This window comes from Arthrobacter sp. 2MCAF14 (assembly GCF_052115645.1).
In the GTDB taxonomy this organism is placed as follows: Bacteria; Actinomycetota; Actinomycetes; order Actinomycetales; family Micrococcaceae; genus Arthrobacter.
The window spans coordinates 87,265-108,379 of record NZ_JBFRHB010000007.1 but is presented as its reverse complement, the minus strand read 5'-3'; the positions used below and the strand labels follow the sequence as shown (position 1 = coordinate 108,379).

At 64.2% G+C, this 21,115-nt stretch carries 20 protein-coding genes; 14 read left to right on the top strand and 6 right to left on the bottom strand.

All coding sequences use genetic code 11. From position 1 onward, the window contains the following. The first annotated feature begins 67 nt into the window (after positions 1 to 67). The 5 genes from AB4074_RS07800 (at position 68) to AB4074_RS07780 (ending at position 5,897) form a co-directional block, all read left to right on the top strand. Entirely contained in the window at positions 68 to 1,462 is a 1,395-nt protein-coding gene (locus tag AB4074_RS07800; protein ID WP_441412862.1) for a cryptochrome/photolyase family protein, read from the top strand. A 146-nt stretch (positions 1,463 to 1,608) separates the two neighbouring features. After that, entirely contained in the window at positions 1,609 to 3,108 is a 1,500-nt protein-coding gene (locus AB4074_RS07795) for a CoA-acylating methylmalonate-semialdehyde dehydrogenase (RefSeq protein ID WP_441412861.1), read from the top strand. Next, positions 3,108 to 4,154 (top strand): enoyl-CoA hydratase/isomerase family protein, encoded by a 1,047-nt coding sequence (locus AB4074_RS07790; protein ID WP_441412860.1) that lies wholly within the window; start codon positions 3,108 to 3,110, stop codon positions 4,152 to 4,154. The genes AB4074_RS07795 and AB4074_RS07790 overlap by 1 nt, the downstream gene beginning before the upstream one ends. Next, positions 4,147 to 5,067 (top strand): 3-hydroxyisobutyrate dehydrogenase, encoded by a 921-nt coding sequence (gene mmsB, locus AB4074_RS07785; protein WP_441412859.1) that lies wholly within the window; start codon positions 4,147 to 4,149, stop codon positions 5,065 to 5,067. Before AB4074_RS07790 ends, mmsB begins: the two co-directional genes overlap by 8 nt. Positions 5,068 to 5,117: 50 nt before the next feature. After that, positions 5,118 to 5,897 carry an enoyl-CoA hydratase gene (locus AB4074_RS07780; RefSeq protein WP_441412858.1) on the top strand — a complete coding sequence of 260 codons (780 nt, stop codon included), beginning with the start codon at positions 5,118 to 5,120 and terminating at the stop codon, positions 5,895 to 5,897. Between the two features lie 13 nt (positions 5,898 to 5,910). On the opposite strand, the gene AB4074_RS07775 is transcribed toward AB4074_RS07780, so the two are convergent. Then, positions 5,911 to 6,738 carry a sulfurtransferase gene (locus tag AB4074_RS07775; RefSeq protein WP_441412857.1) on the bottom strand — a complete coding sequence of 276 codons (828 nt, stop codon included), beginning with the start codon at positions 6,736 to 6,738 and terminating at the stop codon, positions 5,911 to 5,913. Positions 6,739 to 6,872: 134 nt separating this feature from the next. Here AB4074_RS07775 and AB4074_RS07770 point away from each other — a divergent pair, with 134 nt between their 5' ends. Then, positions 6,873 to 7,448, top strand: coding sequence for a dihydrofolate reductase family protein (locus tag AB4074_RS07770; protein ID WP_441412856.1), 576 nt, complete (start codon positions 6,873 to 6,875; stop codon positions 7,446 to 7,448). On the opposite strand, the gene AB4074_RS07765 is transcribed toward AB4074_RS07770, so the two are convergent. The 4 genes from AB4074_RS07765 to AB4074_RS07750 form a co-directional block, all read right to left on the bottom strand. Continuing rightward, a complete protein-coding gene (locus AB4074_RS07765; RefSeq protein WP_441412897.1) occupies positions 7,449 to 7,955 on the bottom strand; it encodes a MarR family winged helix-turn-helix transcriptional regulator in 507 nt (168 codons plus the stop codon). It abuts the gene before it with no gap. A gap of 26 nt (positions 7,956 to 7,981) precedes the next feature. Then, positions 7,982 to 9,712, bottom strand: a complete 1,731-nt coding sequence (locus AB4074_RS07760) for an AMP-binding protein (RefSeq protein ID WP_441412855.1) — start codon at positions 9,710 to 9,712, stop codon at positions 7,982 to 7,984. A 244-nt stretch (positions 9,713 to 9,956) separates the two neighbouring features. After that, positions 9,957 to 10,778 carry an ammonia-dependent NAD(+) synthetase gene (nadE, locus tag AB4074_RS07755; RefSeq protein WP_441412854.1) on the bottom strand — a complete coding sequence of 274 codons (822 nt, stop codon included), beginning with the start codon at positions 10,776 to 10,778 and terminating at the stop codon, positions 9,957 to 9,959. A gap of 216 nt (positions 10,779 to 10,994) precedes the next feature. Beyond that, positions 10,995 to 12,017, bottom strand: a complete 1,023-nt coding sequence (locus AB4074_RS07750; RefSeq protein WP_441412853.1) for a LacI family DNA-binding transcriptional regulator — start codon at positions 12,015 to 12,017, stop codon at positions 10,995 to 10,997. A 184-nt stretch (positions 12,018 to 12,201) separates the two neighbouring features. Between AB4074_RS07750 and AB4074_RS07745 the strand changes: the two genes are divergently transcribed. The 6 genes from AB4074_RS07745 (at position 12,202) to AB4074_RS07720 (ending at position 18,458) form a co-directional block, all read left to right on the top strand. Next, positions 12,202 to 13,557: an ABC transporter substrate-binding protein gene (locus AB4074_RS07745; protein WP_441412852.1), complete on the top strand. Its 1,356-nt coding sequence runs from the start codon at positions 12,202 to 12,204 to the stop codon at positions 13,555 to 13,557. Between the two features lie 12 nt (positions 13,558 to 13,569). Next, positions 13,570 to 14,565, top strand: coding sequence for a carbohydrate ABC transporter permease (locus AB4074_RS07740; protein ID WP_441412851.1), 996 nt, complete (start codon positions 13,570 to 13,572; stop codon positions 14,563 to 14,565). 95 nt (positions 14,566 to 14,660) lie between these two features. Then, positions 14,661 to 15,482 (top strand): carbohydrate ABC transporter permease, encoded by an 822-nt coding sequence (locus tag AB4074_RS07735; RefSeq protein WP_441412896.1) that lies wholly within the window; start codon positions 14,661 to 14,663, stop codon positions 15,480 to 15,482. A gap of 2 nt (positions 15,483 to 15,484) precedes the next feature. Continuing rightward, a complete protein-coding gene (locus AB4074_RS07730) occupies positions 15,485 to 16,330 on the top strand; it encodes a sugar phosphate isomerase/epimerase family protein (protein ID WP_441412850.1) in 846 nt (281 codons plus the stop codon). Continuing rightward, the gene (locus tag AB4074_RS07725) at positions 16,327 to 17,550 is read left to right on the top strand and encodes a Gfo/Idh/MocA family protein (protein WP_441412849.1); all 1,224 of its coding nucleotides are present in this window, start codon (positions 16,327 to 16,329) and stop codon (positions 17,548 to 17,550) included. The genes AB4074_RS07730 and AB4074_RS07725 overlap by 4 nt, the downstream gene beginning before the upstream one ends. After that, complete coding sequence (locus AB4074_RS07720; RefSeq protein WP_441412848.1) at positions 17,547 to 18,458, top strand: sugar phosphate isomerase/epimerase family protein; 912 nt, start codon at positions 17,547 to 17,549, stop codon at positions 18,456 to 18,458. Before AB4074_RS07725 ends, AB4074_RS07720 begins: the two co-directional genes overlap by 4 nt. 81 nt (positions 18,459 to 18,539) lie before the next feature. Here the strand turns inward: AB4074_RS07720 and AB4074_RS07715 are convergent, their stop codons facing one another. Continuing rightward, positions 18,540 to 19,181 (bottom strand): NADPH-dependent F420 reductase, encoded by a 642-nt coding sequence (locus tag AB4074_RS07715; RefSeq protein WP_441412847.1) that lies wholly within the window; start codon positions 19,179 to 19,181, stop codon positions 18,540 to 18,542. Positions 19,182 to 19,394: 213 nt separating this feature from the next. Between AB4074_RS07715 and pyrE the strand changes: the two genes are divergently transcribed. After that, positions 19,395 to 19,967 carry an orotate phosphoribosyltransferase gene (gene pyrE, locus AB4074_RS07710; protein ID WP_441412846.1) on the top strand — a complete coding sequence of 191 codons (573 nt, stop codon included), beginning with the start codon at positions 19,395 to 19,397 and terminating at the stop codon, positions 19,965 to 19,967. 68 nt (positions 19,968 to 20,035) lie between these two features. Next, positions 20,036 to 21,085, top strand: a complete 1,050-nt coding sequence (locus tag AB4074_RS07705; RefSeq protein WP_441412845.1) for a thioesterase domain-containing protein — start codon at positions 20,036 to 20,038, stop codon at positions 21,083 to 21,085. Positions 21,086 to 21,115: the final 30 nt, after the last annotated feature.

Below are 21,115 nucleotides of genomic sequence, written 5' to 3'. Positions count from 1 at the left end.
TACTGGCCGTGCCCCTTAAGATTCGTCTTAGGGGGCATGACCTTTGCACGAAATCCGAGGGGGATGAGTGAAGCCGTCGATCGTGTGGTTCCGGGACGACCTCCGGGCCGCGGACAACCCGGCACTGCGGGCGGCAGCCGACGACGGTTCCGCCGTCGCCCTCTATGTCCTGGATGAGGAGTCACCTGGGATCAGGCCTCTCGGCGGCGCCTCCCGCTGGTGGTTGCATCATTCCCTGCTTGCCCTTCGCGATGACCTTGCCGCCCTGGGTGTTCCGCTTTTACTGCGCCGCGGACCGGCAACGGAGGTCGTCCGGGAAACCGCGACGGCGGTGGGTTCCCGGTCGCTGTACTGGAACCGCCGCTACGGCGAGCCGGAGCGAATGCTCGACGCCGGCATCAAGACCTGGGCGCGCGAATCCGGGATGCACGCGGAGAGTTTCCAGGCCTCCCTGCTGCACGAGCCGTGGGCCGTGACCACGAAGCAAGGCGGACCCTTCAAGGTCTTCACGCCTTTTTGGCGGACCGTGTCCGGCTTGGATTTCCGTGAACCGCTAGAGACTCCGGAACCGGGCCGGGGATTCTCCGGCCGGCCCCCTGAGTCCGAGGAATTGGACACGTGGGGATTGCTGCCGCGGAACCCCGACTGGTCGGCCGGATTGTCCGAAACCTGGCAGCCGGGTTCGGCCCAGGCGCATGAGCTTCTTGACGACTTCGTGGAGAACGGGCTCGCGGACTATTCGGTGAACCGGGACCGTCCGGACGTGCCGGGCAGCAGCCGGTTGTCGCCCTTCTTGCGGTGGGGGCAGCTCAGCCCGTTTGAGGTATGGCATGCCCAGCAACGCCGGCGTCGGGAACTGGGAGACGGTGCAACTGTCTTTGCCTCGGAACTCGGGTGGCGTGAATTCTGCTGGCACCAGTACTTCCATCATCCGGACCTGGCGACGGCCAATTTGCGGCCCGGGTTCGACCACTATCCGTGGGCTTGGCCGGGTGGTCAGGGTGATGACTCCCATGAACCAGCCGCCCAGGAAGCCGCAAATCTCCTTCGCGCGTGGCAGCAGGGCCGCACCGGGTTCCCCATGGTGGACGCAGGTCAGCGGCAATTGTGGCACACAGGATGGATGCACAACCGGGTCCGCATGGTTTCCGCCAGCCTCTTGGTGAAGAACCTTGGTATCCACTGGCAAGTGGGCGAGCAATGGTTCTGGGACACCTTGGTGGATGCCGATCCTGCGTCCAATCCCGCGAACTGGCAGTGGGTAGCAGGCTCCGGCGCGGACGCCTCGCCCTTCTTCAGGATCTTCAATCCGGAAACCCAGGCCAAGAAATTCGATCCCCACGGCAGCTACGTCGGCCAGTGGATCCCGGAGCTGGCCACGGCCGACTATCCGGAGCCGGTGGTGGACCTTAAAGCCTCACGCCGGGAGGCTCTGGATGCGTACGGCAACCTGCCTCGCTGAGCGGGCTCACCTGAGCGCCAGCTGACGTCCTCTAGAAATTAGTAGGAAGTCCGAGTATATTCGGGATCAAAGACGTCCCGGAGCGCAGTTGGACATATGCCTTCGAGGCCGATGGCGGGCATTCCCCATATGCAAAGGAGCATTCCATGGTGCGCGAACTTTCCCACTACATTGACGGCCAAAGAGTCGACGGGACCTCCCCACGATTCAGCGACGTCTACAATCCCTGCACGGGCGAGGTTCAGGCACGGCTTCCCCTGGCCAGTGCTGACGAGGTCAGGAACGCCATTGCGAGCGCCGAGAAAGGCCAGCTCGAATGGGGCGCCATGAACCCGCAGCGCCGCGGCCGGATCCTGCTGAAGTTCGTGGACCTCGTCAACGAACACATGGACGAACTCGCTACGCTCCTTTCGTCCGAGCACGGCAAGACCTTCCCCGATGCCAAAGGTGATATCCAGCGTGGCATCGAGGTGGTGGAGTTCGCCGCCGGTGCCCCGCACCTGCTCAAGGGTGAATTCTCGGACAACGCCGGAACCGGCATCGACGTCCACTCGCTGCGCCAGCCCCTCGGGGTCGTCGCGGGCATTACGCCTTTCAACTTCCCGGCCATGATTCCACTCTGGAAGTCCGGACCCGCCCTGGCGGCAGGCAACGCCTTCATCCTCAAGCCTTCGGAGCGCGACCCGTCCGTGCCGCTGCGCCTGGCAGAACTTTTCACCGAAGCGGGAATGCCGGACGGCGTCTTCAACGTCATCAACGGCGACAAGGAAGCCGTGGATACCCTCCTTGAGGATCCGCGGGTGAAGGCCATCGGCTTCGTCGGAAGCACGCCGATTGCCCAATACATTTACGCCACGGCCGCGGCCCACGGGAAGCGCGCCCAGTGCTTTGGCGGCGCCAAGAACCACATGGTGATCATGCCCGACGCCGATCTCGACATGGCCGCGGATGCCCTCATCGGCGCCGGCTTCGGCTCCGCCGGGGAGCGTTGCATGGCGATTTCGGTGGCTGTGCCGGTTGGCCAGGAGACAGCGGACCAGCTCGTCTCCAAGCTGCAGGACCGCATCAAGGGCCTGAAGGTGGGTCCCAGCCTGGCCGCGGATTCGGACTTCGGACCTGTAGTGGCCGCCTCGGCGAAACATCGTATCGAGGGGTACATCCAAGCGGGCGTCGACCAAGGCGCCACGCTCGTCACCGATGGACGCGACCTGAAGGTGGACGGCTACGCCGGAGGCTTCTGGGTTGGCCCGACCCTCTTCGACAACGTCACGAAGGACATGTCCATCTACAAGGAGGAGATCTTCGGCCCGGTCCTGAGCGTCCTCCGCGCAGCCGACTACGAAGAAGCGCTGCGGCTCTGCTCCGAGCACGAGTTCGGCAATGGCGTGGCGATCTTCACCCGCGACGGCGACGCCGCCCGCGACTTCGCCAGCCGCGTCGAAGTGGGCATGGTCGGCATCAACGTTCCCATTCCTGTTCCGATCGCCTACTACACCTTCGGCGGCTGGAAGGCCTCGGGCTTCGGCGACCTCAACCAGCACGGCGCGGACGCCTTCCGCTTCTACACCAAGACCAAGACGGTCACCACCCGCTGGCCCTCGGGCATCCGCCAAGGCGCCAGCTTCGTGATGCCGGCCGGCAGCTAATGGCCGAGGTTCTCTTCGAGAAGCACGGCCACCTCGGCGTCATCACGCTGAACCGGCCCCAGGCCGTCAACGCACTCACCGCCGGGATGGTGCACGCCATGCTGGAGCAACTCACGGCCTGGGCGGACGACGACGCCGTCAAGACGGTTTTGGTGCACGGCGCCGGGGACCGCGGACTGTGCGCGGGTGGGGACATCGTGGCGATCTACGACGACATCCTGCGCCACGGCGACCAGACCGCCGACTTCTGGGCAGCGGAATACCGCTTGAACTCGCTCATCGCCCGGTACCCAAAGCCCTACGTGGCCTTCATGGACGGGCTGGTCCTCGGCGGCGGGGTCGGCATTTCAGCCCACGGCTCCATCCGCGTAGTCACCGAGCGGACCCGTACCGGCATGCCGGAAACCACCATTGGTTTTGTGCCCGACGTCGGCGGGACCCTTCTGCTGTCCCGCTCACCAGGGGAATCGGGCACCCACGCAGCCCTCACGGGCGCCCACTTGAGCGGGGGTGACGCCCTGTTCCTGGGGCTCGCGGACCACTTCGTGCCGTCCGAAAGCTTGCCCGCGCTCGCGGAAGCGCTGGAAAGCTCGACGGCGGAGGCCGCCGTCGGGCGCTTCGTGCAGGAGCCGCCGGCCTCGGCGCTGTCCGGCCAGCGCGATTGGATCGATGAGGCCTATGGTTCCGACGACGCCGAGGAAATCGTCGCAAGGCTGCGCGACGCCGGAGGGGAAGCCGCTGCAGCCGCGGACACCATCGAGGCGAAGTCGCCTACGGCCGTGAAAGTTACCCTGGAATCGTTGCGGCGCGTCCGGGAGCTCTCCCTCGAGGAGGCCTTGGAGCAGGAATACCGCGTCGGCGTGCGCTGCCTGGCTGGCCCGGATTTCCGCGAGGGGATCCGCGCCCAAGTTGTGGACAAGGACCGCAACCCACAGTGGAAGCCAGCTTCCCTGGCGGAGGTGTCGCGGGCCGCCGTCGAGGGCTTCTTCGCGCCGCTCGGCGACCGTGAACTCAAACTTCATTCAAAGGAGTCCGACCATGTCTGACGCAGTTTCCGGCACCATCGCTTTCCTCGGCCTTGGCCACATGGGCGGCCCCATGGCCGTAAACCTTGTCAAAGCGGGTCATCAAGTAGTCGCGTACGATCCCGTGCCGGCAGCTCTCGAGGCAGCCCGTGAACATGGCATTGCCACGGTGGATTCCGCTCCGGAGGCCGTCGCTGGCGCCTCCGTTGTCCTGACCATGCTGCCCAGCGGCAAGCACGTCCTTGACGCCTACCGGGGAGTGGACGGAGCGCCGGGCCTGCTCTCCGTGGCTGCGCCGGACACACTGTTCCTGGACTGCTCCACCATCAACGTCGACGAGGCCCGCGAGGCCGCTGCCATTGCCTTGGAGGCTGGCCACCGCTCCGTGGACGCGCCCGTTTCCGGAGGCGTGGTGGGTGCCGAAGCCGGAACCCTGACCTTCATGGTGGGGGCGCTGCCCGAGGACTTCGAAACGGTGAAGCCGATCCTGGAGCTCATGGGCCGGAGGATCGTGCACTGCGGTGACCACGGAGCCGGCCAGGCCGCCAAGGTCTGCAACAACATGATCCTGGGCGTTTCCATGATTGCCGTCAGCGAGGCGTTCGTCCTGGGCGAGAAGCTGGGCCTCACGCACCAAGCGCTGTTCGACGTCGCCTCCAACGCCTCGGGGCAGTGCTGGGCGCTGACCACCAATTGCCCGGTTCCCGGCCCGGTCCCCACGAGCCCGGCCAACCGCGACTACCAACCCGGATTCGCCGGAGCGCTCATGGCGAAGGACCTCCGGCTCGCGGTCAACGCGCTTGAGAGCACCGGAGTCGACGGGAAAATGGGGCATTTGGCATCGCAGATTTACGACGCCTTCGCGGCCGAAGGCGGAGCCGGACGCGACTTCTCCGGCATCATCACGGACATCCGGGACAAGTCCGCCAAGTAGCCTTGGCGGGTACGTTATTCTTCCTGAGCAACAGACAAAAGGGGCACGGCTTGGCGCAGCAGTACGAAAACATCCTGGTGGAACTCCGTGGACGCGTGGGCCTGGTGACCCTGAACCGGCCCAAGGCGCTCAACGCGTTGAACCAGGCCACCATGAATGAGATCGTGGCGGCCGTGTCGGACATGGATGCGGATCCCGCCGTGGGTGCCGTGGTGATCACCGGTTCGGAGAAGGCCTTCGCCGCCGGCGCCGACATCAAGGAGATGGCATCCAAGGGGTATATGGAAATGTATGCCGCCGACTGGTTCCGCGCCTGGGAAAACCTCACGCGCCTGCGCATTCCCGTGATTGCCGCGGTCTCCGGCTTTGCCCTGGGTGGGGGCTGTGAACTCGCCATGATGTGCGATTTCATCATTGCCGGGGATAACGCCAAGTTCGGCCAACCGGAAATCAACCTCGGTGTCATTCCCGGCATGGGCGGCTCGCAGCGGTTGACCCGTGCCGTGGGCAAGGCCAAAGCGATGGACATGATCCTCACAGGCCGGTTCATGGACGCCGAGGAAGCCGAGCGGGCAGGACTTGTTTCCCGCGTCGTGCCGGCCGATTCCGTGGTGGAGGAGGCGCTGAAGGCCGCCGAGGTGATCGCGTCGAAGTCCAAGCCGGTTGCCATGGTGGCCAAGGAGGCCGTCAACGCAGCCTTCGAAACCGGCCTCTCCCAGGGCGTTTTGTTTGAGCGTCGGATCTTCCACTCATTGTTTGCCACCGAGGACCAAAAAGAAGGCATGGCAGCGTTCACGGAGAAGCGCCAGCCGGAGTTCAAGCACGTTTGACCACCGGGCCCACCTACGCGGGCCCGAGCTCGACCGGGAGTTCGAGCGCGTGGCCGTATTGGGACCAGCCACCCGTGAAGAGCCGGCCGTGTCCGAGGCCGGCATACTCCAAGGCCAAGAGATTGTGGCAAGCCGTCACCCCGGAGCCGCAATAGCTGATCACGTTCTCGGCCGATGCGATGCCCGCCGTGGCGAAGGTCCGCAGCAACTCGGCCTTGCTTCGCAGCTTTCCGGCGGGGTCCAGGTTCTCCCTGCAAGGTACGTTCCGCGCGCCGGGTACATGCCCGGGCCTTGGATCGATGGGGTCCTGCCTGCCTTCGAAGCGGTCGCGGTTGCGTGCGTCCACTGCGAGATTTGTTTCGATTGAGAGTTCGTGGATTTCCGCGAGGCGATCGCTGGGCCAAGGGTGTGCGGTGAAATTACCTGCAGGCCTCGAAAGATGTTCGGTTTCCAGGGGCCCTTCATAGCTGGCTAGCCCGCCATCCAGAATGGCCGAACTGTGGCCTGTGGCGCGCAGCATCCAGACCAAGCGTGCCGCGATGACTCCGCCGGCGTCGTCGTAGGCCACCACGATGTCGTCGTCGCGGATTCCCACTTCCCGCATCCCAAGGGCAAAATCTTCCGGCGCGGGCAGCGGGTTTCTTCCTTCGAGCGGCGATCCCTCAGCCGAGAGCCATCGATCCAGGTCGACAAAAACGGCGCCGGGGATGTGCCCGCCGTCGTAAGCGTCCCGGCCGGAGCGCCCGTCTAGGTACCAGCGCACATCGGCCAGCACCACGCGGCGACGGTTTTGAGCCAACCATTCGAGATCGACAAAGGGTTCTATCGCTGCTCTCTTCATGGTCTAAATACTAAAGGGTGTCTCATTATTTGATATACGAATCTCACAATGTGGTCGCCGAATGCAATTAGAGCCTTGTGGCCATCGCAAGCCCGGCGTAGAGTCCAGCTGCCAATCGATGCGAGGAGTGGACCATGGGGCAGCTGGTTGTTCAGGAATTCGTGACGGCGGACGGTTTTGCAGCCGATGCCAACAATGAGTTCAGAGCCTACGAATTGCTCGAAGGAGGGACCGCCGAGTTCGACCGCAACCAGCTGGAGTGGCTGGACTCGGTGGACGCCATGGTGCTTGGCGGCTCGACCTACCTTATGTTCGCGGAGTTCTGGCCGACACCGGCATCGGCAGGGGAAATCATCGCACCTGCACTGAACGGGCTGCGCCGATACGTGTTTTCAAAGACCCTTGAGAAGGCGCCATGGGGCGATTTTCCGGAGGCCACCATTGAAAGCGGTGACGCTGTCGAAGCGATCCGCAGGATCAAGCGCGAGACCGACGGCGCCATTGTCCTCTGGGGCAGCCTCACCTTGAGTGAAGCCTTCTTCAAGGCCGGCGAAGTGGATGTCCTGCGCCTCGTGGTCATGCCTGTGGCCATCGGAGCGGGACGCGGCGTGTACCCCGCTGGCCAGGCCCCGGCGTTGCTGAGCCTAATGGGCGCGAAGACCTTCGATCAGGGGTTGATCGAACTCGAGTACAGGGTCCGCCCCAACTAATCAGTCCGTAAAGTCGCCCGCGGCCTTGCGGAAGTCTCCCAGTACGCGGATCAGGTGCTCGACGTCTTCGTCCCCGAAGCCGGACTGGCCGAACACCTCGTTGTTGAGTGCCGTCGTCGCGCGCTTCGCGAGGGTGCGGCCCTCCGCGGTGAGCTCGATCAGCGTGGTGCGCCCGTCAGTGGGGTGCGGGGAGCGGACCACGAGGGCTGCCGTTTCGAGGCGGTCGACGGCGTTCGTCACCGACGTCGGATGCACTTGGAGCAGCGCACTGGCTTTGTTCATGGGCAGAGCGCCGCTGCGGGCGAAACTCAGCAGGGCCAGGAGTTCATAGCGCGCGAAGGTCAGGCCGTACGGCTTCAGCACGCCCTCGATCCGCGCCAGCAGGATCTGCTGCGTGCGCATGATCGCGGTGATGGCCGCCATGGGTGCGGCGACTTCGCCCCAGCCGTGGCGTTCCCAGTTTCGCTGGGCGTCGGCGATGGGGTCGCGGGGGAGCGGGCTGCCCACGGTTCCTCCTGACATTGCTTGGCTGCCTATTCTTTCAGACTCGGGAACTCGTCCTCGGTGTACTCGACACCCAGACCGGCAGGCAGCGGACCATCGCCGTGGCGGGCCACCTCCGTGCCTCGAAGTTCGACGCGCCGGATCTTGCCGGAAATCGTCTTGGGCAACTCGCCGAATTCGAGCCGACGGATGCGCTTGAACGGCGCCAGATGCTGCCTGCAGTATCTGAGGATGTCCTCCGCCACGGCCGGACCGGGCTCGTAGCCGGCGGCGAGCACAACAAAGGCTTTGGGCACCGAAAGCTTGACCGGATCCGGAGACGGCACGACGGCGGCCTCCGCCACTGCGGGGTGTTCGATCAGCACGCTTTCGAGTTCGAAAGGGGACAAACGGTAGTCGGAGGACTTGAAGACATCGTCGCCGCGGCCCACGTAGGTGATAACGCCGTTCCCGTCCCGGCTGGCCATGTCGCCCGTGTGGTAATAACCGTCACGGAAAGCCTCGGCCGTCTTTTCCGGGTCGCCGAAGTAGGACTTCATGAGCCCCACCGGGCGAGGGTCCAAGCGCAAGCACAGCTCGCCGTCGTCGGCCTCTTCACCTGTGGTTGGGTCAACGAGTACGACGTCGTAGCCCGGCAGGGGCCGTCCCATCGAGCCGGTCTTGACCGGTTGCCCGGGAGTATTGGCGACCTGGACGGTTGACTCCGTCTGGCCGAAGCCGTCGCGTATGGTCTGGCCCCAGGCCCTCTCCACTTGCCCGATCACCTCGGCATTGAGGGGTTCGCCCGCCGAAACCACCTTGGTGGGCGGGGTCTTCAGAAGGGTCAGGTCAGCTTGGATGAGCATGCGCCATACGGTGGGCGGGGCGCAGAAACTCGTGACGCCTTCGCGGCCCATCTGATCCATGAGGGCCTTGGCATCGAAGCGATCGTAGTTGTAGACGAAGACGCAGGCCTCGGCGATCCACGGCGTGAAAACGTTGGACCAGGCGTGCTTGGCCCAGCCGGGAGAAGCCACGTTGAGGTGGACGTCTCCGGGTTCCAGGCCGATCCAGTACATCGTGGAGAGGTGTCCCACCGGGTACGAGGTGTGGGTGTGCTCCACCAGTTTGGCGCGCGACGTGGTGCCCGAAGTGAAGTAGAGGAGCATGGTCTCGTCGGCGGCGGTGGGGGCGTCCGGGATGAACCCGGTCTCCGCGGAATCCGACTCGGCATACTGCAGGGCATTGGCGGTTTGGCGGCCGGCCTGGCCGCCGTCGCCCACTTCAATGAGGGTGTAATCGCCCGGCACCTCTGCGAACTTGGCTATGTTGGCGCTCCCGACGGCGGCCCAGCGGGCGCCGCCGCGCTCCACACGATCCGTGATGTCGCGAGGACCCATGAGCGTGGTGGTGGGGATCAGGACCACGCCGAGTTTGATCCCGGCGAGCATGAGTTCCCACAGTTCAACTTGGTTGCCGAGCATGATGATCATGCGGTCGCCACGGCGGACGCCCTTGGCACGGAGCCAGTTGGCAAGCTGCGAGGATCGTGCGGAGAGATCGGCGAAGCTGCGACGGGTGGAGCTGCCGTCCTGCTCGACGATGACCAGCGCAGGGTTCTTGGCCGTTGCGGGGTGGGCCGCGATCTGGTCGAACCAGTCGAGGGCGAAGTTGAACTCGTTGAAGCGGGGCCACTGGAATTCGCTGTGTGCGCGGGAGTAGTCGGTGCGCAGCTCAAGGAGCCGGTCGCGGGCTGCACGGAAGTCGTCGGTGACTGTCATTGTCTGCCTTTCGCCCTGCGTGAATGGGGTCAGCGCGGACCGGAACCAGCTGGCCGTGTGATCCGCCTCACTGCAATATACTAGGACATCCAAGGGTTTGGAAGAGGCGGTGGGGGCTTCGTCCTGTCACGACGGGCAGACTTTTGCGGAATCACGACGGCGGCGCCCCCGCCACGGCGCGGTAGACCGCCGTCGTGCGCTCAAAAAGTCGCTCAGCGTGACGGCGGCGCCCTGGCTTACGAGGCTACTTCCACCAAGTGTCGAAAATCGTGACCGGAACAGTGCGCTTGTGCCGAGTGCGCAGGTACTTCTGTTCGATGGTCTCCGCCACCTCATCGGAGACTTCACGGCCTTCGAGGTAGTCGTCGATCTGGTCGTACTTGATGCCGAGCTCGTCCTCGTCGGTGCGGCCGGGCTTGCCGTCCAGGAGGTCGGCCGTGGGGACCTTGTCCCAAATGCGGGACGGGGCGCCGAGCTCGGCGAGGAGTGCGCGGTTCTGCCGCTTGTTGAGGCCGAAGAGCGGCAGGATGTCCGCGCCGCCGTCGCCGAACTTGGTGAAGAATCCGGTGACGGATTCAGCTCCGTGGTCGGTGCCGATCACCAGGTAGTTGTGCTCGCCGGCTAGGGCGTACTGGGCGGTCATACGGGCCCGGGCCTTCGTGTTGCCCTTGTGGAAATCCGAGATGCGCGCGCCCGTGGTCTTCTCGAACTCATCCTCGAAACCGTCCACTGCGCGGGAGATGTTGAAAGTCCATTCCGTCTTGGCCTGGATAAAGTCGAGCGCGGCTTGGGCGTCGTCCTCATCGTGCTGGGTGCCATAGGGGAGCCGGACGGCCACGAAATTCGCCTCGACGCCCTCGGCCTCAAGCTCTTGGACGGCCAGTTGGGCAAGCCGACCGGCGAGGGAAGAATCGAGTCCGCCGGAAATGCCCAGGACAAAGCCCTTGGTATGTGTGGCCTTGAGGTATTCCTTCAGGAACGTGACGCGTTTGCGGACCTCCTCGGCAGGGTCGATCCGGGGCTGGACGCCCATTTCCGCAATGATCGTGGCCTGGAGTGTGCGCATGTCCCCAACACTAGTAACCAGTACTTGAAACACTCAACTGTGTCACCCCATGTGTTGCGCCTCGGAATACCGGTACCCACCCAACTAGTCCCCGCCGGCTCCCAGCCTTCGCAAGCTCAGGCAGGGGCCCTCGCCGGCGTGGGCCCACGCAGTTGTTGTCGTTTAGAGGCTCCAAAACGGCACCTACTGCGAGTTAGTTGGGCGAGCGCGGCCCATTCAGCGCACCGGCGCGGCGCCCGTCGATGCCCGGACCGTGAGGTGCGTGGGCATGACCGCCAGGCGCCGGCTGGTGCCGCCGTATTGGGGATTCAGCCGGGACAGGAGCATGGAGACGGCCACGCGCCCGGCTTGTTCAATGGGAGACGCCATGGTGGTGAGGGGAGGGTTGCAGAAATCGGCTCCGAAGATGTCGTCGCAACCGACGATGCTCATGTCGTCGGGCACTTGGATACCGCGTTCGCGCAGCCGCTGCAGCATCCCGATGGCCAGCAGGTCATTGAAGACGATGCACGCCGTGGCCCCCGTGTGTACCGCGGCGTCCGCTGCAGCCGCTCCGGATGTGGTCTTGGGTGCGAACGGCCCCACGCTGAATGTGGTCAGCTTCCGTTCCGTGGTTTCTTCCTGGAAGGCTTGCCACCGCCTGGCGTTGGACCAGGAAGTGGCCGGGCCTCCGACGAAGCAAATCCGTGTGTGCCCCAGCGAGACCAGGTGCTCCAGCGCCTGGATGATGGCCGACGGCGTATCGATCACCACGGTGGGTGCAATTGCCGGGGCCCGGTTGATGGTGACCAGGGGCTGCTGTGCCGCCGCTTCGGCCAGCTGTGCATCCGTCAGGCGGGACGCGGCAAGGATGAATCCGTCTGCCGAACGGCGCATTTTCTGCAGGGCATCTGCCTCCATCTCGGCTGATTCCTCGGTGTCTACGAGCAGTTGCGTGTAGCCGGCGGCCTTCAACTGGTGCTGCGCCCCGCGGATGATGTCGAAGTAGAACGGATTGGTGATGTCCGGAACCAGGACGGCAACGGTCTGGGTGCGTCCGGAGCTGAGCCCGCGGGCCTGGGAGCTTGGAATGTAATTCAATTGCGCGGCTGCTTCTTCGATCCGCTCGCGCGTCACATGGTTCACCCTCCCGGGATTGCTCAGGGCTCTCGAGACCGTTGACGTCGCCACTCCCGCGAGCTCCGCGACGTCGCGGATCGTGGGCTGCTTGCCCGGTGACTGGAGCTGGAGTTCTGCCATCGTCTAGGTTTCCTCATCTGCCGCAGCCGCTCAACAATGAGTGACTTGTCCCACAATTGCAGCACCGATGACAATTTTTGGCAATCGCTTGTCATCCTTGTTGCGCATGCCTAGACTCGGAGAAATCACCCGATGTGACGCGCACCACGCCAATGAGGCCCATCGGGCTCCAGGGAGGAAAACAATGAAGTTTGCATCGTCCGCCAAATTTGCCGCTGTTGCCGTAACAGCCGCCCTAGCTTTGACCGCCTGTGGAGGCGGCAGCACCAGCTCCGGAGGGAGCGCCGGGCCCGTCGACGGGAAGGGCAAGAAGCTGAGCGTCCTGGTCAACTCCAGCGCCGCCTATCCCGCCCAGCAGAAGCAATGGTTCACCGACATTGCGGCCAAGTTCAAGGCGCGGACCGGTGCCGACGTCCAATTCGAAACCTTCGCTTCGGCCAACGACGAACTGACCCGCATCCAGACGTCCGTCGTCTCCGGACAGGGACCTGACGTTTACAGCCTCGGTACCACCTTCACGCCCACCGCGTACGCAACCAAGGCCTTCGTGACGTTGTCCGACGACGACTGGAAGAAGGTAGGCGGCAAAGACAAGTTCAACCAGGCCGCCCTCGGAATTTCCGGCCCGGATGCCCAGCACCAAGCGGGCATTCCCTTTGTCAGCCGGCCGTTCGTGATGGCCTACAACAAGGACATCCTGAAAGCAGCCGGGATCGACAAGCCCGCCACCAGCTGGGACGAGCTCGCAACCCAGGCCAAGAAGATGACTGATCCGTCCACGGGCACCTTCGGTCTGGCCACCGGGTACAAGGACAGCTTTGACCCCTGGAAGTTCATCTGGGCCATGTCCGTCCAGGCAGGAAACCCGCTCGTGGACGGCAAAACGCTCAAGCTTGATGACCCGGCCGTCAAGAAAGCCTACGAAACCTACTTCGGCTGGCTTACCAAGGACAAGGTAGTCGATCCGGCTTCCATCGGGTGGAGCAACAGCAATGCCGTTGCCGCCTTTGCCTCGGGCAAGGCTGGATACCTCATGATGACGACGTCGAGTTCCCTCCCGACTCTCGACAAGTCGGCTGTCGCGGGAAAGTACGCCTACACGGCCATGCCGACGACGGCCCCGGGCCAGTCGTCTCCGCAGGGCGATGCCGCGAATGCGGCCAGCATCCTGTCCGGTGACAACGTGGTTGTTGCCGACTACTCGAAGCAGAAGGACCTTGCCTTCGCTTACGTCAACCTGATCACGTCCAAAGATGAGCAGTTGAACTACCAGAAGATCTTCGGAGACCTGCCGGCCAACGCCGAAGCCCTGAAGGCTTTGAACAACCCTGTCCTCCAACCGGTTGCCGACACCGCAGCGAAGTCCAAGGCCACGCCGTTCACCGGAGCTTGGGGCGACATCCAGCTCGCTCTCCTCAACGTAGTGGTCCAGTCGATCCCCGATCTCTCCAAGGGTTCCGTGGACGACTCCAGCCTCCAGGCGCGCCTCAAGGACGCACAATCCAAGGGCCAGGCCTCGCTTGACCGGGCATCGAAGTAAGTAGGAACTGACATGTCCACCGATTCATTGACTGCGGGGAAGTCCACGCGCCGCAAATCGTCCCGCGCTGCAAAGCCGGACCCGCAGTCGCCGGACAACACGCCCCGGCGCCGCAAGGGGCTGAGCGAACGCAACCGCCCCTTGTGGATGCTGATCCCAGGTGGCCTGCTGATGGTGATCATCATCGTGGTGCCGCTCCTCCTCGGTATCTTCATGTCGGGGCTGGACCTGGACCAGTATTCGCTGCGCCAGTGGGTCAGCGCTCCGTTCATCGGAGTCCAGAACTTCGTCGAAGCGCTGACCGCATCGCCTTTGCTCCACGCCATCTGGCTCAGCGTCAGCTACTCCTTGCTCGCCATGGTGGTCACTATCCCGCTCGGCATCGCCGGCGCCGTCGCGACCCAGAACGCGTTCAAGGGCCGGGCCGTGATCCGTTCCATCTTCCTGGTCCCCTACGTCCTTCCCTCCTTCGTGGTGGCCACGGTGTGGCGGACGATGTTCCAGCCGGGCAGCGTCATCGACTCCATGCTGCATTCGGTGGGCATCGACCCCGGACTGTGGCTCAACGGGCCCCAGTCATATTGGACGCTGATCCTCGTCCAGATCTGGGCATCGTGGCCGTTTGTCTACCTGCTGGCTTTGTCCGGGCTCCAGTCCGTGGACCATGAGGTCCACGAGGCCTCGGCCCTTGACGGTGCGCTGTGGTGGAACAAGCTCCGCTATGTGGTCTTCCCTTATCTCAAGGGTCCGCTCTCCTTGGCGTTCCTGATCGGCATGCTGCACCACATCAACAACTTCACCTTGCCGTTCGTCCTGTTCGGGGTGCCCGCTCCGTCCGATGTGGAGCTGCTCCCGATCCTCACCTACGTCACGAGCTTCCAGAGCTTCCGGTTCGGGCTCAGCGCGGCCATGGCGTTCATTTCGCTGATCCTGATCGCGATTCCCTTGTTCGTCTATCTGCGGGCCGTCAAACTCGACGACGCCGAAACTCCCGGAGGCAAAAAGTGAGCACCGCAACTACCGCCGTCGGACGCAAATCGAGCGGAAACTTCCGCCCGGGTTCCAAACGCCAGCATGAAGTCACCAAACTCTTGCCAGGGCCCATGCTCGCCATCATCCTGACGCTGTTGTGTGCCCTGGTCCTGATTCCGGTGGCGTACATCTTCCTCGCGTCCGTGAACTCGGACATCGGGGTGGCCAGGGGCGAGTTCTTCCCGTCCAGCTTCTCCTTTGAGAACTACTCCACGATCTGGACGAGCGTCGGACTGGCCACCGGCTTGGCCAACAGCGTGCTCGTGGCCGGTTCCACCGCCGTGGTCTCCGCGCTCATGTCGATCGCAACCGCCTACGTCCTGGTCCGCTACCAATTCCGTGGCCGCTTGACGATCCTTCGCGGGCTCCTCGGACTGCAGTCGGTTCCAGGTACCCTCATGGTGCTTCCGGTCTTCGTGCTGTTCTCCTCGTCCGCCAGCTACTTGGGCATCCAGATCATCGGCACGCAGTGGGGTTTGTTCGTGACGTACCTGACGTTCGCGATGCCGTTCTCCACCTGGGTGATGGTCACCTACCTGCGCGGCCTGCCGCGGGAACTCGAAGAGGCGGCAAGGATCGACGGCGCCAGCAACCTGGGCGTGCTGGTGCGGATCATCCTCCCGCTGAGCTGGCCCGGCGTCGTCGTTTCCGGTATTTTCGCCTTCCTGCTCGGCTGGAACGACGTCTTGTTCGCCTCAGTCATGACGCGGCCCGAAAGCCAGACGGCCGCCGTCGCGCTCCAGGTCTTCGGTGCCTCGCAGGAAGGCGGGGCGATTCCCTTCTACGGCCAGATGATGGCAGCCTCCCTCGTGTGTGCTGCCCCGGTGGTCATCCTGTATCTCATTTTCCAGCGTTACCTAGTGGGCGGCCTGACCGCCGGAGGAGTCAAGTAACTATGAGCACGCCAGCCGTTGAATGGGAGCTCTCGGGCTTCGGCGACGAGATCGACGACGACCCCAAGATCCAGATTGCCGTGATGCAGGCATTGGGAGCCAACCACATTGAGGTCCGCAGCGCCTGGGGCACCAACATCGTGGATCTGGATGAGGCGCAGCTCCGTGAACTGAAGTCCTTGCTGGATGCCGCGGACATGAAGGTTTCCGCGATCGCCTCGCCGATCGGGAAAGTGGACGTTTCCCTTCCCGTGGAGCACGAGGTGGAAAGGCTCCGGCGCGCAGTCAACGCCGCAAAGGTCCTGGAATCCCGTTACATCCGGATCTTCTCCTTCTACTACGGCGAGGACGTAGCGGTGGAGAGTATCCGGGACGCGGTCATCGAACGCATGCGTGCCCTCGCGGACGTGGCGGAGGAGTCCGGCGTCGTACTGCTGCATGAAAACGAGAAGGACATCTACGGCGACGTCCCCGAACGGGTACTGGACATCATCGAATCCGTGGCCTCTCCCGTGCTCAAAGTGGCCTGGGATGCGGCGAATTTCGTCCAGGTAGGCGTCAAGCCTTTCGACGACGCTTACGCCAAGCTTCGCCCGCACCTCGAGTACCTGCAGGTGAAGGATGCCTTGTTTTCGAACGCCACCGTGGTCCCGGCAGGCGAGGGCGACGGCGATGTCCTCCGCACCGTTGAGGCCTTGAAGGCCGACGGATACACCGGTTTCGCGAGCCTCGAGCCACACTTGGCCGGTGCCCATGGACTGGGCGGTTTCTCCGGCCCGACGGCGTTCGGCATCGCAGCGAGGGCGTTCGCGAAAGTCCTCAATGAAGCAGGAGTGGAGACGAAGTGAGCGAAACCTCAAATGCTCAGGGGGCTCCCGCGGAGATCCGGGCCGCAATCGTAGGGTGCGGAGTCATCGGCCGCACCCACTCGGCCGCGGTCCGCGAATTCCCGGAGGTCGTCATCACGGCGCTGGTGGATGTGGTTCCCGAGGCTTCGGAGGCGCTTGCCGCCAAGATCGAAGCCCAGGGCGACCCGAAGCCGGAAGTCTTCCTGACGCTGGCCGAGGCGCTCGCCGCCGCACCCGTGGATCTGGTCATCATCTCAACGCCGAGCGGGCTGCACATCCAGCTGGCGCTGGAAGCGCTCGACGCCGGCAAGCACGTCGTGATCGAAAAGCCCCTTGACGTTGACTTGAGCAAGGCGGACGAGATCCTGGCTGCGGCCAAGGCTGCCGAGGCCAAGGGCCTGGTGGCCACGGTGATCAGCCAGCACCGCTTCGATCCCGCCAGCCGGGTGGTGGACGAGGCCCGTCGCGCCGGACGCTTCGGCACGCTGACCTCCGCCGTTGCCTCCGTCAGCTGGTGGCGAAGCCAGGGCTACTACGATTCGGGCGCGTGGCGTGGAACCTGGGCCATGGACGGCGGTGGCGCCATCATGAACCAGGGCGTACACACCGTTGATCTGCTTTTGTGGTTCCTCGGTCGGCCCCTTGAGATCAGCGCCAAAACGGCGCTTCTCGCCCACGAAGGCGTTGAGGTGGAGGACACGGCCGTAGCTTCTGTTACCTTCGAGTCCGGTGCCCTTGCCGTGTTGCACGCGACGACGGCGGCGTACCCCGGCCTGACCGTCCGCCTCCAGGTGATGGGCAGCAAGGGTTCCGCAGTGATCGACAACGACGGCCTCGCGTACTTCCACGCGTCCGACGCCGCCGATCCTTCGGAAAGCAGTGCCATGGGCATCCTCGGCGGCGGGAACCAGGCCGCCGTCGAGCTCGCAAAATACCCGGACGACACGGTCGAAGCACTGGATCCCACGGTGTACCCGGCCGGACATGTCCGGCAGTACCGCGACATCATCGCGGCGATCCGGGAAGGACGCCCCGCGGGCGTTACCGTCCGGGACGCAGTGACCGCCTTGGCCACGGTGCGTGCCCTGTATGTCTCGGCAACGCTGGGGCAGCCCGTCCAGATCGCCGACGTCATAGCAGGCAAGTACAACGACGTGGAGGTCCGCACCGGCGGGGCCCCTGCCCACCCCGGGACCAATCGCGAAGAGGTATCGGCATGAAGTTCTCCGTTTTCACAGCATCCACACCCGAATGGTCACCGCAGGAAGCCGCCACCAAGCTTGCCGCCCAAGGATGGGACGGCATCGAATGGCGCGTCACGGATCAGGCAGAGGCAGCAGAACCGGGCTTCTGGGCAGGGAACCGGGCCACCTGGCCCATGACGGGCCTGGAAGATTCGATCCCGGAGATTGCCCGGCTCACCGCTGACGCAGGGCTGGAATTCTCCGGCCTCGGCGGCTACGCCCGCTGCGACAACCACGACGACGTCGATCGCGTCCTCGCGGCGACCGCAGCCTTGGGTGCCAAACAGGTCCGCGTGAACGTGCTGCCGCTGGGCAACTCGAACATTGGCGGACAGGAACCGACTGGCCTGCCCTACCCGGAACTCTTTGCCGCCACCCGGGAACACTACGAGTGGGTTGCTTCCCGCGCAGCACACCACGGCGTCAAAGCCCTCGTGGAACTGCACCATGGAACCGTGACGGCGTCGGCCTCGTCGGCTCGTCGATTGCTGGAAGGGCTGGATCCGCAGCATGTCGGCGTTATCCATGACCTCGGCAATCTGCTGATCGAGGGCTGGGAATCACCGTTGCCCGCCCTCCAGCTCCTGGGCCCCTATTTGGCGCATGTCCATGTGAAGAACGCCCGCTGGGTACGCATCGATTCGAAGGACGAATCGGGTGCGGCTGTGTGGGTCAACGAATGGGCTCCCTTGGCCGAAGGCCAAGCAAGCGTCCTCGCCTACTTCCGCGCGCTCGCAGAAGTCGGCTACGACTCCTGGGTCACGCTGGAGGACTTTTCCACCGAGCTCCCGCTGGAGGAACGGACGGCGTCGAACCTGGCGTACGTCCGCAAGGCAGCCGCGTTGGCGGGGTTCGACGTCGCCGCTTCAGCTCCGGCATCCTGACGAATCCGCTGTCTTCGACGCTTAAAAACAGCAGCCGCTTGCCTTTCCGAGGCAAGCGGCTGCTGTGTTGTTTGGAGGTCCTCAGATGGTGCGCGTTGCCTTCGCCAAGTTGTCCTTGAGTTCGGCGGCGTTCTGCCGAACCACGTAGGCCGGGCGGTCACGCTCCACGCGCCAGCTCTCGTCGAGCGGTCCGATGTTGACGGTGTCGAAGCCGAACTCGTCGTAGAGGTTCTCCACGAGTTCGGCGGCCTCGGGGTAGTCGCTGGCGGTGGCCAGTGCGCGGCGGTTTTCTGTTCGCGCCGGGGTGCCGTCGGTGCCGATCTCCTTCGCCATGATGTGGTTGAAACCCTTGGCCACCTTGGACGTGGGCAGGTGCTTCTGCAGCAGGCCCGACGTGGTGGCTTCACCCTTGTCCAGCTCCGGGATGCGGCCGTCCCGCTCCCAGTAGTAGTTGTTCGTGTCGATCACAATCTTGCCGGCGAGCGGCTCCACGGGAATGTCCTGGTAGCTCCTCAGGGGAACGGTCACGACGCCGAAATCGCACGTCGCCGCCGCCTCGGCCGGTGTTGCGGCCCGGGAATGTGTGCCGAGCTCCGCCACCAGTTCCGCGAGCGTTTCCGGGCCCCGCGAGTTGCTGATCACTACGTCATAGCCAAGCTCAACTGCTTTGCGAGCGACTTGGCTGCCAATGTGTCCTGCACCGATGATTCCGATTGTTGTCATATGTGCGCGAACACCGTCCCCCGCGCAGATATTTCAAAGGTTACGGCGAGTGACGTATAGGCGGCGCGGTCGTCGCAAGCGCTGGCGACGCGGAATTTCCACGGCGTCACCCAAAGAGCGTCACGACACCCGGATTCCCTCTCTGTCGCCAGGGATTCATTGTGTCGCAGGGCGGTGCGCTCGCCCCTAATCGCTTTACGTAGAATAGGCACCATGACTCCCGCCGTTGACACTGCCGCTGCCCGTGCCCGCCTCCTTGAATTGATAAAAGAACTGGCGGTCGTCCGCGGCAAGGTGATCCTTTCCAGCGGTGCCGAGGCCGACTACTACATCGACCTGAGGCGCATCACCCTCCACCACGAGGCTTCGAAGCTGGTTGGCCAGGTCATGCTCTCCATGATCGACGACGCCGGAATCGCCGTTGAGTGCGCCGGCGGCCTGACCATGGGCGCGGACCCGGTCGGAACCGCCGTCATGCACGCCGCTGCCGACGCCGGCCGTGCCGTCGACGCCTTCGTGGTCCGAAAGGCACAGAAGTCCTACGGCATGGGCCGCCAGGTGGAAGGTCCCTCGGTGGAGGGCCGCAACGTCGTGGTTCTCGAGGACACCTCCACCACCGGCGGCTCGGCGCTGACCGCCGTCGAAGGCGTCCGCAAAGCCGGCGGCAACGTGGTGGCCGTGGCCGTCATCGTTGACCGCAACACTGGCGCCAAGGAAAAGATCGAGGCCGAAACCGGCGTGCCGTACCTCTTCGCCTTCGGCAAAGACGAGCTGGGACTCAACTAACTCGCCCAAGCCTGGGCGGGTTTGACGGGGATCGTGTGCCCGTCGGCCGAAGCGCCTAAGCTGGCTGCGTGAACCTTCAGGCCGGGAAATTTCCCCGGAAGCAGCAGCGCTGGCAGGACCCGGGCTCTCTCGCCCGGGTACTTCGGCAAGCCGCCGAGCTGAAGAGTCTTTCACGCCGCTCCTTCCTGATCGGAGCGGGTGCTTCCACGGCCCTCGCGGCCGACATGCTGTTCACCCGCCAGGTCCAGGCAGAACGTCGCGCCACCAAGATCCTCCCGGTGGGGGATGATTTCGCAGGGTCGTACTACCCCAACTCGAGTTGGATTCTCTTCCCTGGGTACAAGACCAGTTGGGAAGAGGCCCAATGGATCCTCAACTCGCTCCGTGGTTCGCTCCGGCAGCGCGGCCAGATGGCCGCCGTCGGATACTCCAATCTGGGCTTGGAGGTCGCCGAGGTGGTGGACGCTGTGCTCGCATACGTCAATGAGCGGAAGCTGAACACCCTTTATTTCTACGGCCACAGTTTCGGCGGGATGTTGGCCACTGAAGTGGCCGTACGCCTGCGTGAACGGAACGTCGCCGTCAAGCTGATCCTGTTGGATTCTTCGCCGTTCAGCAAGTACGACATCCTCGACCAAAGCTGGTTCGACGGCGTGGTGTTCTTGTACGAGAGTGGCTTCCAGGTTCCGTCGGTCCTCCGCGGCGGCTACGAGCTGGGTGAGCGCGTGGTGAACAAGAACGAACGCACATGGGGGCAGATCTGGAACCAGACCGTGGAGCAGCTCTCGCCGATCGCGCCGTCGAGCGTCCTGATCCAGAGCGAATCGGACTACATCTACCACTTTGACGGCACAAGGTTTGTCGACGGGCTGGGAGATACCCGCATGGCCTTCATCGGAAACCCGAACGATGACACGGTGAACTACGGAACGGCCCGGGCCGCGTGGGCCAAGGCCTTCCCCCTCAACATCGCATCCACGGGCCGCAGGACCGACGGTGCCCGACCCGCCCACGCGAGCCCGCAGTGGAATCCCTTTATCTACAATCCGATCATCGAGGACCTGGAGAACGAGCTCTTCCCGCTGCCCCGCTCCGGCTCGCGGGTGGTGTTCTACTGACCGATCCCCGCCGCCCCCCTAACCTCGCTT

Coding starts and splice junctions, on each gene's coding strand:
- AB4074_RS07775 (WP_441412857.1), bottom strand. CDS start 6,738: ATGAAGAGAGCAGCGATAGAACCCTTTGTCGATCTCGAATGGTTGGCT.
- AB4074_RS07735 (WP_441412896.1), top strand. CDS start 14,661: ATGCTCGCCATCATCCTGACGCTGTTGTGTGCCCTGGTCCTGATTCCG.
- AB4074_RS07715 (WP_441412847.1), bottom strand. CDS start 19,181: ATGACAACAATCGGAATCATCGGTGCAGGACACATTGGCAGCCAAGTC.
- mmsB (WP_441412859.1), top strand. CDS start 4,147: ATGTCTGACGCAGTTTCCGGCACCATCGCTTTCCTCGGCCTTGGCCAC.
- AB4074_RS07795 (WP_441412861.1), top strand. CDS start 1,609: ATGGTGCGCGAACTTTCCCACTACATTGACGGCCAAAGAGTCGACGGG.
- AB4074_RS07760 (WP_441412855.1), bottom strand. CDS start 9,712: ATGACAGTCACCGACGACTTCCGTGCAGCCCGCGACCGGCTCCTTGAG.
- pyrE (WP_441412846.1), top strand. CDS start 19,395: ATGACTCCCGCCGTTGACACTGCCGCTGCCCGTGCCCGCCTCCTTGAA.
- AB4074_RS07740 (WP_441412851.1), top strand. CDS start 13,570: ATGTCCACCGATTCATTGACTGCGGGGAAGTCCACGCGCCGCAAATCG.
- AB4074_RS07790 (WP_441412860.1), top strand. CDS start 3,108: ATGGCCGAGGTTCTCTTCGAGAAGCACGGCCACCTCGGCGTCATCACG.
- AB4074_RS07750 (WP_441412853.1), bottom strand. CDS start 12,017: ATGGCAGAACTCCAGCTCCAGTCACCGGGCAAGCAGCCCACGATCCGC.
- AB4074_RS07720 (WP_441412848.1), top strand. CDS start 17,547: ATGAAGTTCTCCGTTTTCACAGCATCCACACCCGAATGGTCACCGCAG.
- AB4074_RS07770 (WP_441412856.1), top strand. CDS start 6,873: ATGGGGCAGCTGGTTGTTCAGGAATTCGTGACGGCGGACGGTTTTGCA.
- AB4074_RS07730 (WP_441412850.1), top strand. CDS start 15,485: ATGAGCACGCCAGCCGTTGAATGGGAGCTCTCGGGCTTCGGCGACGAG.
- nadE (WP_441412854.1), bottom strand. CDS start 10,778: ATGCGCACACTCCAGGCCACGATCATTGCGGAAATGGGCGTCCAGCCC.
- AB4074_RS07745 (WP_441412852.1), top strand. CDS start 12,202: ATGAAGTTTGCATCGTCCGCCAAATTTGCCGCTGTTGCCGTAACAGCC.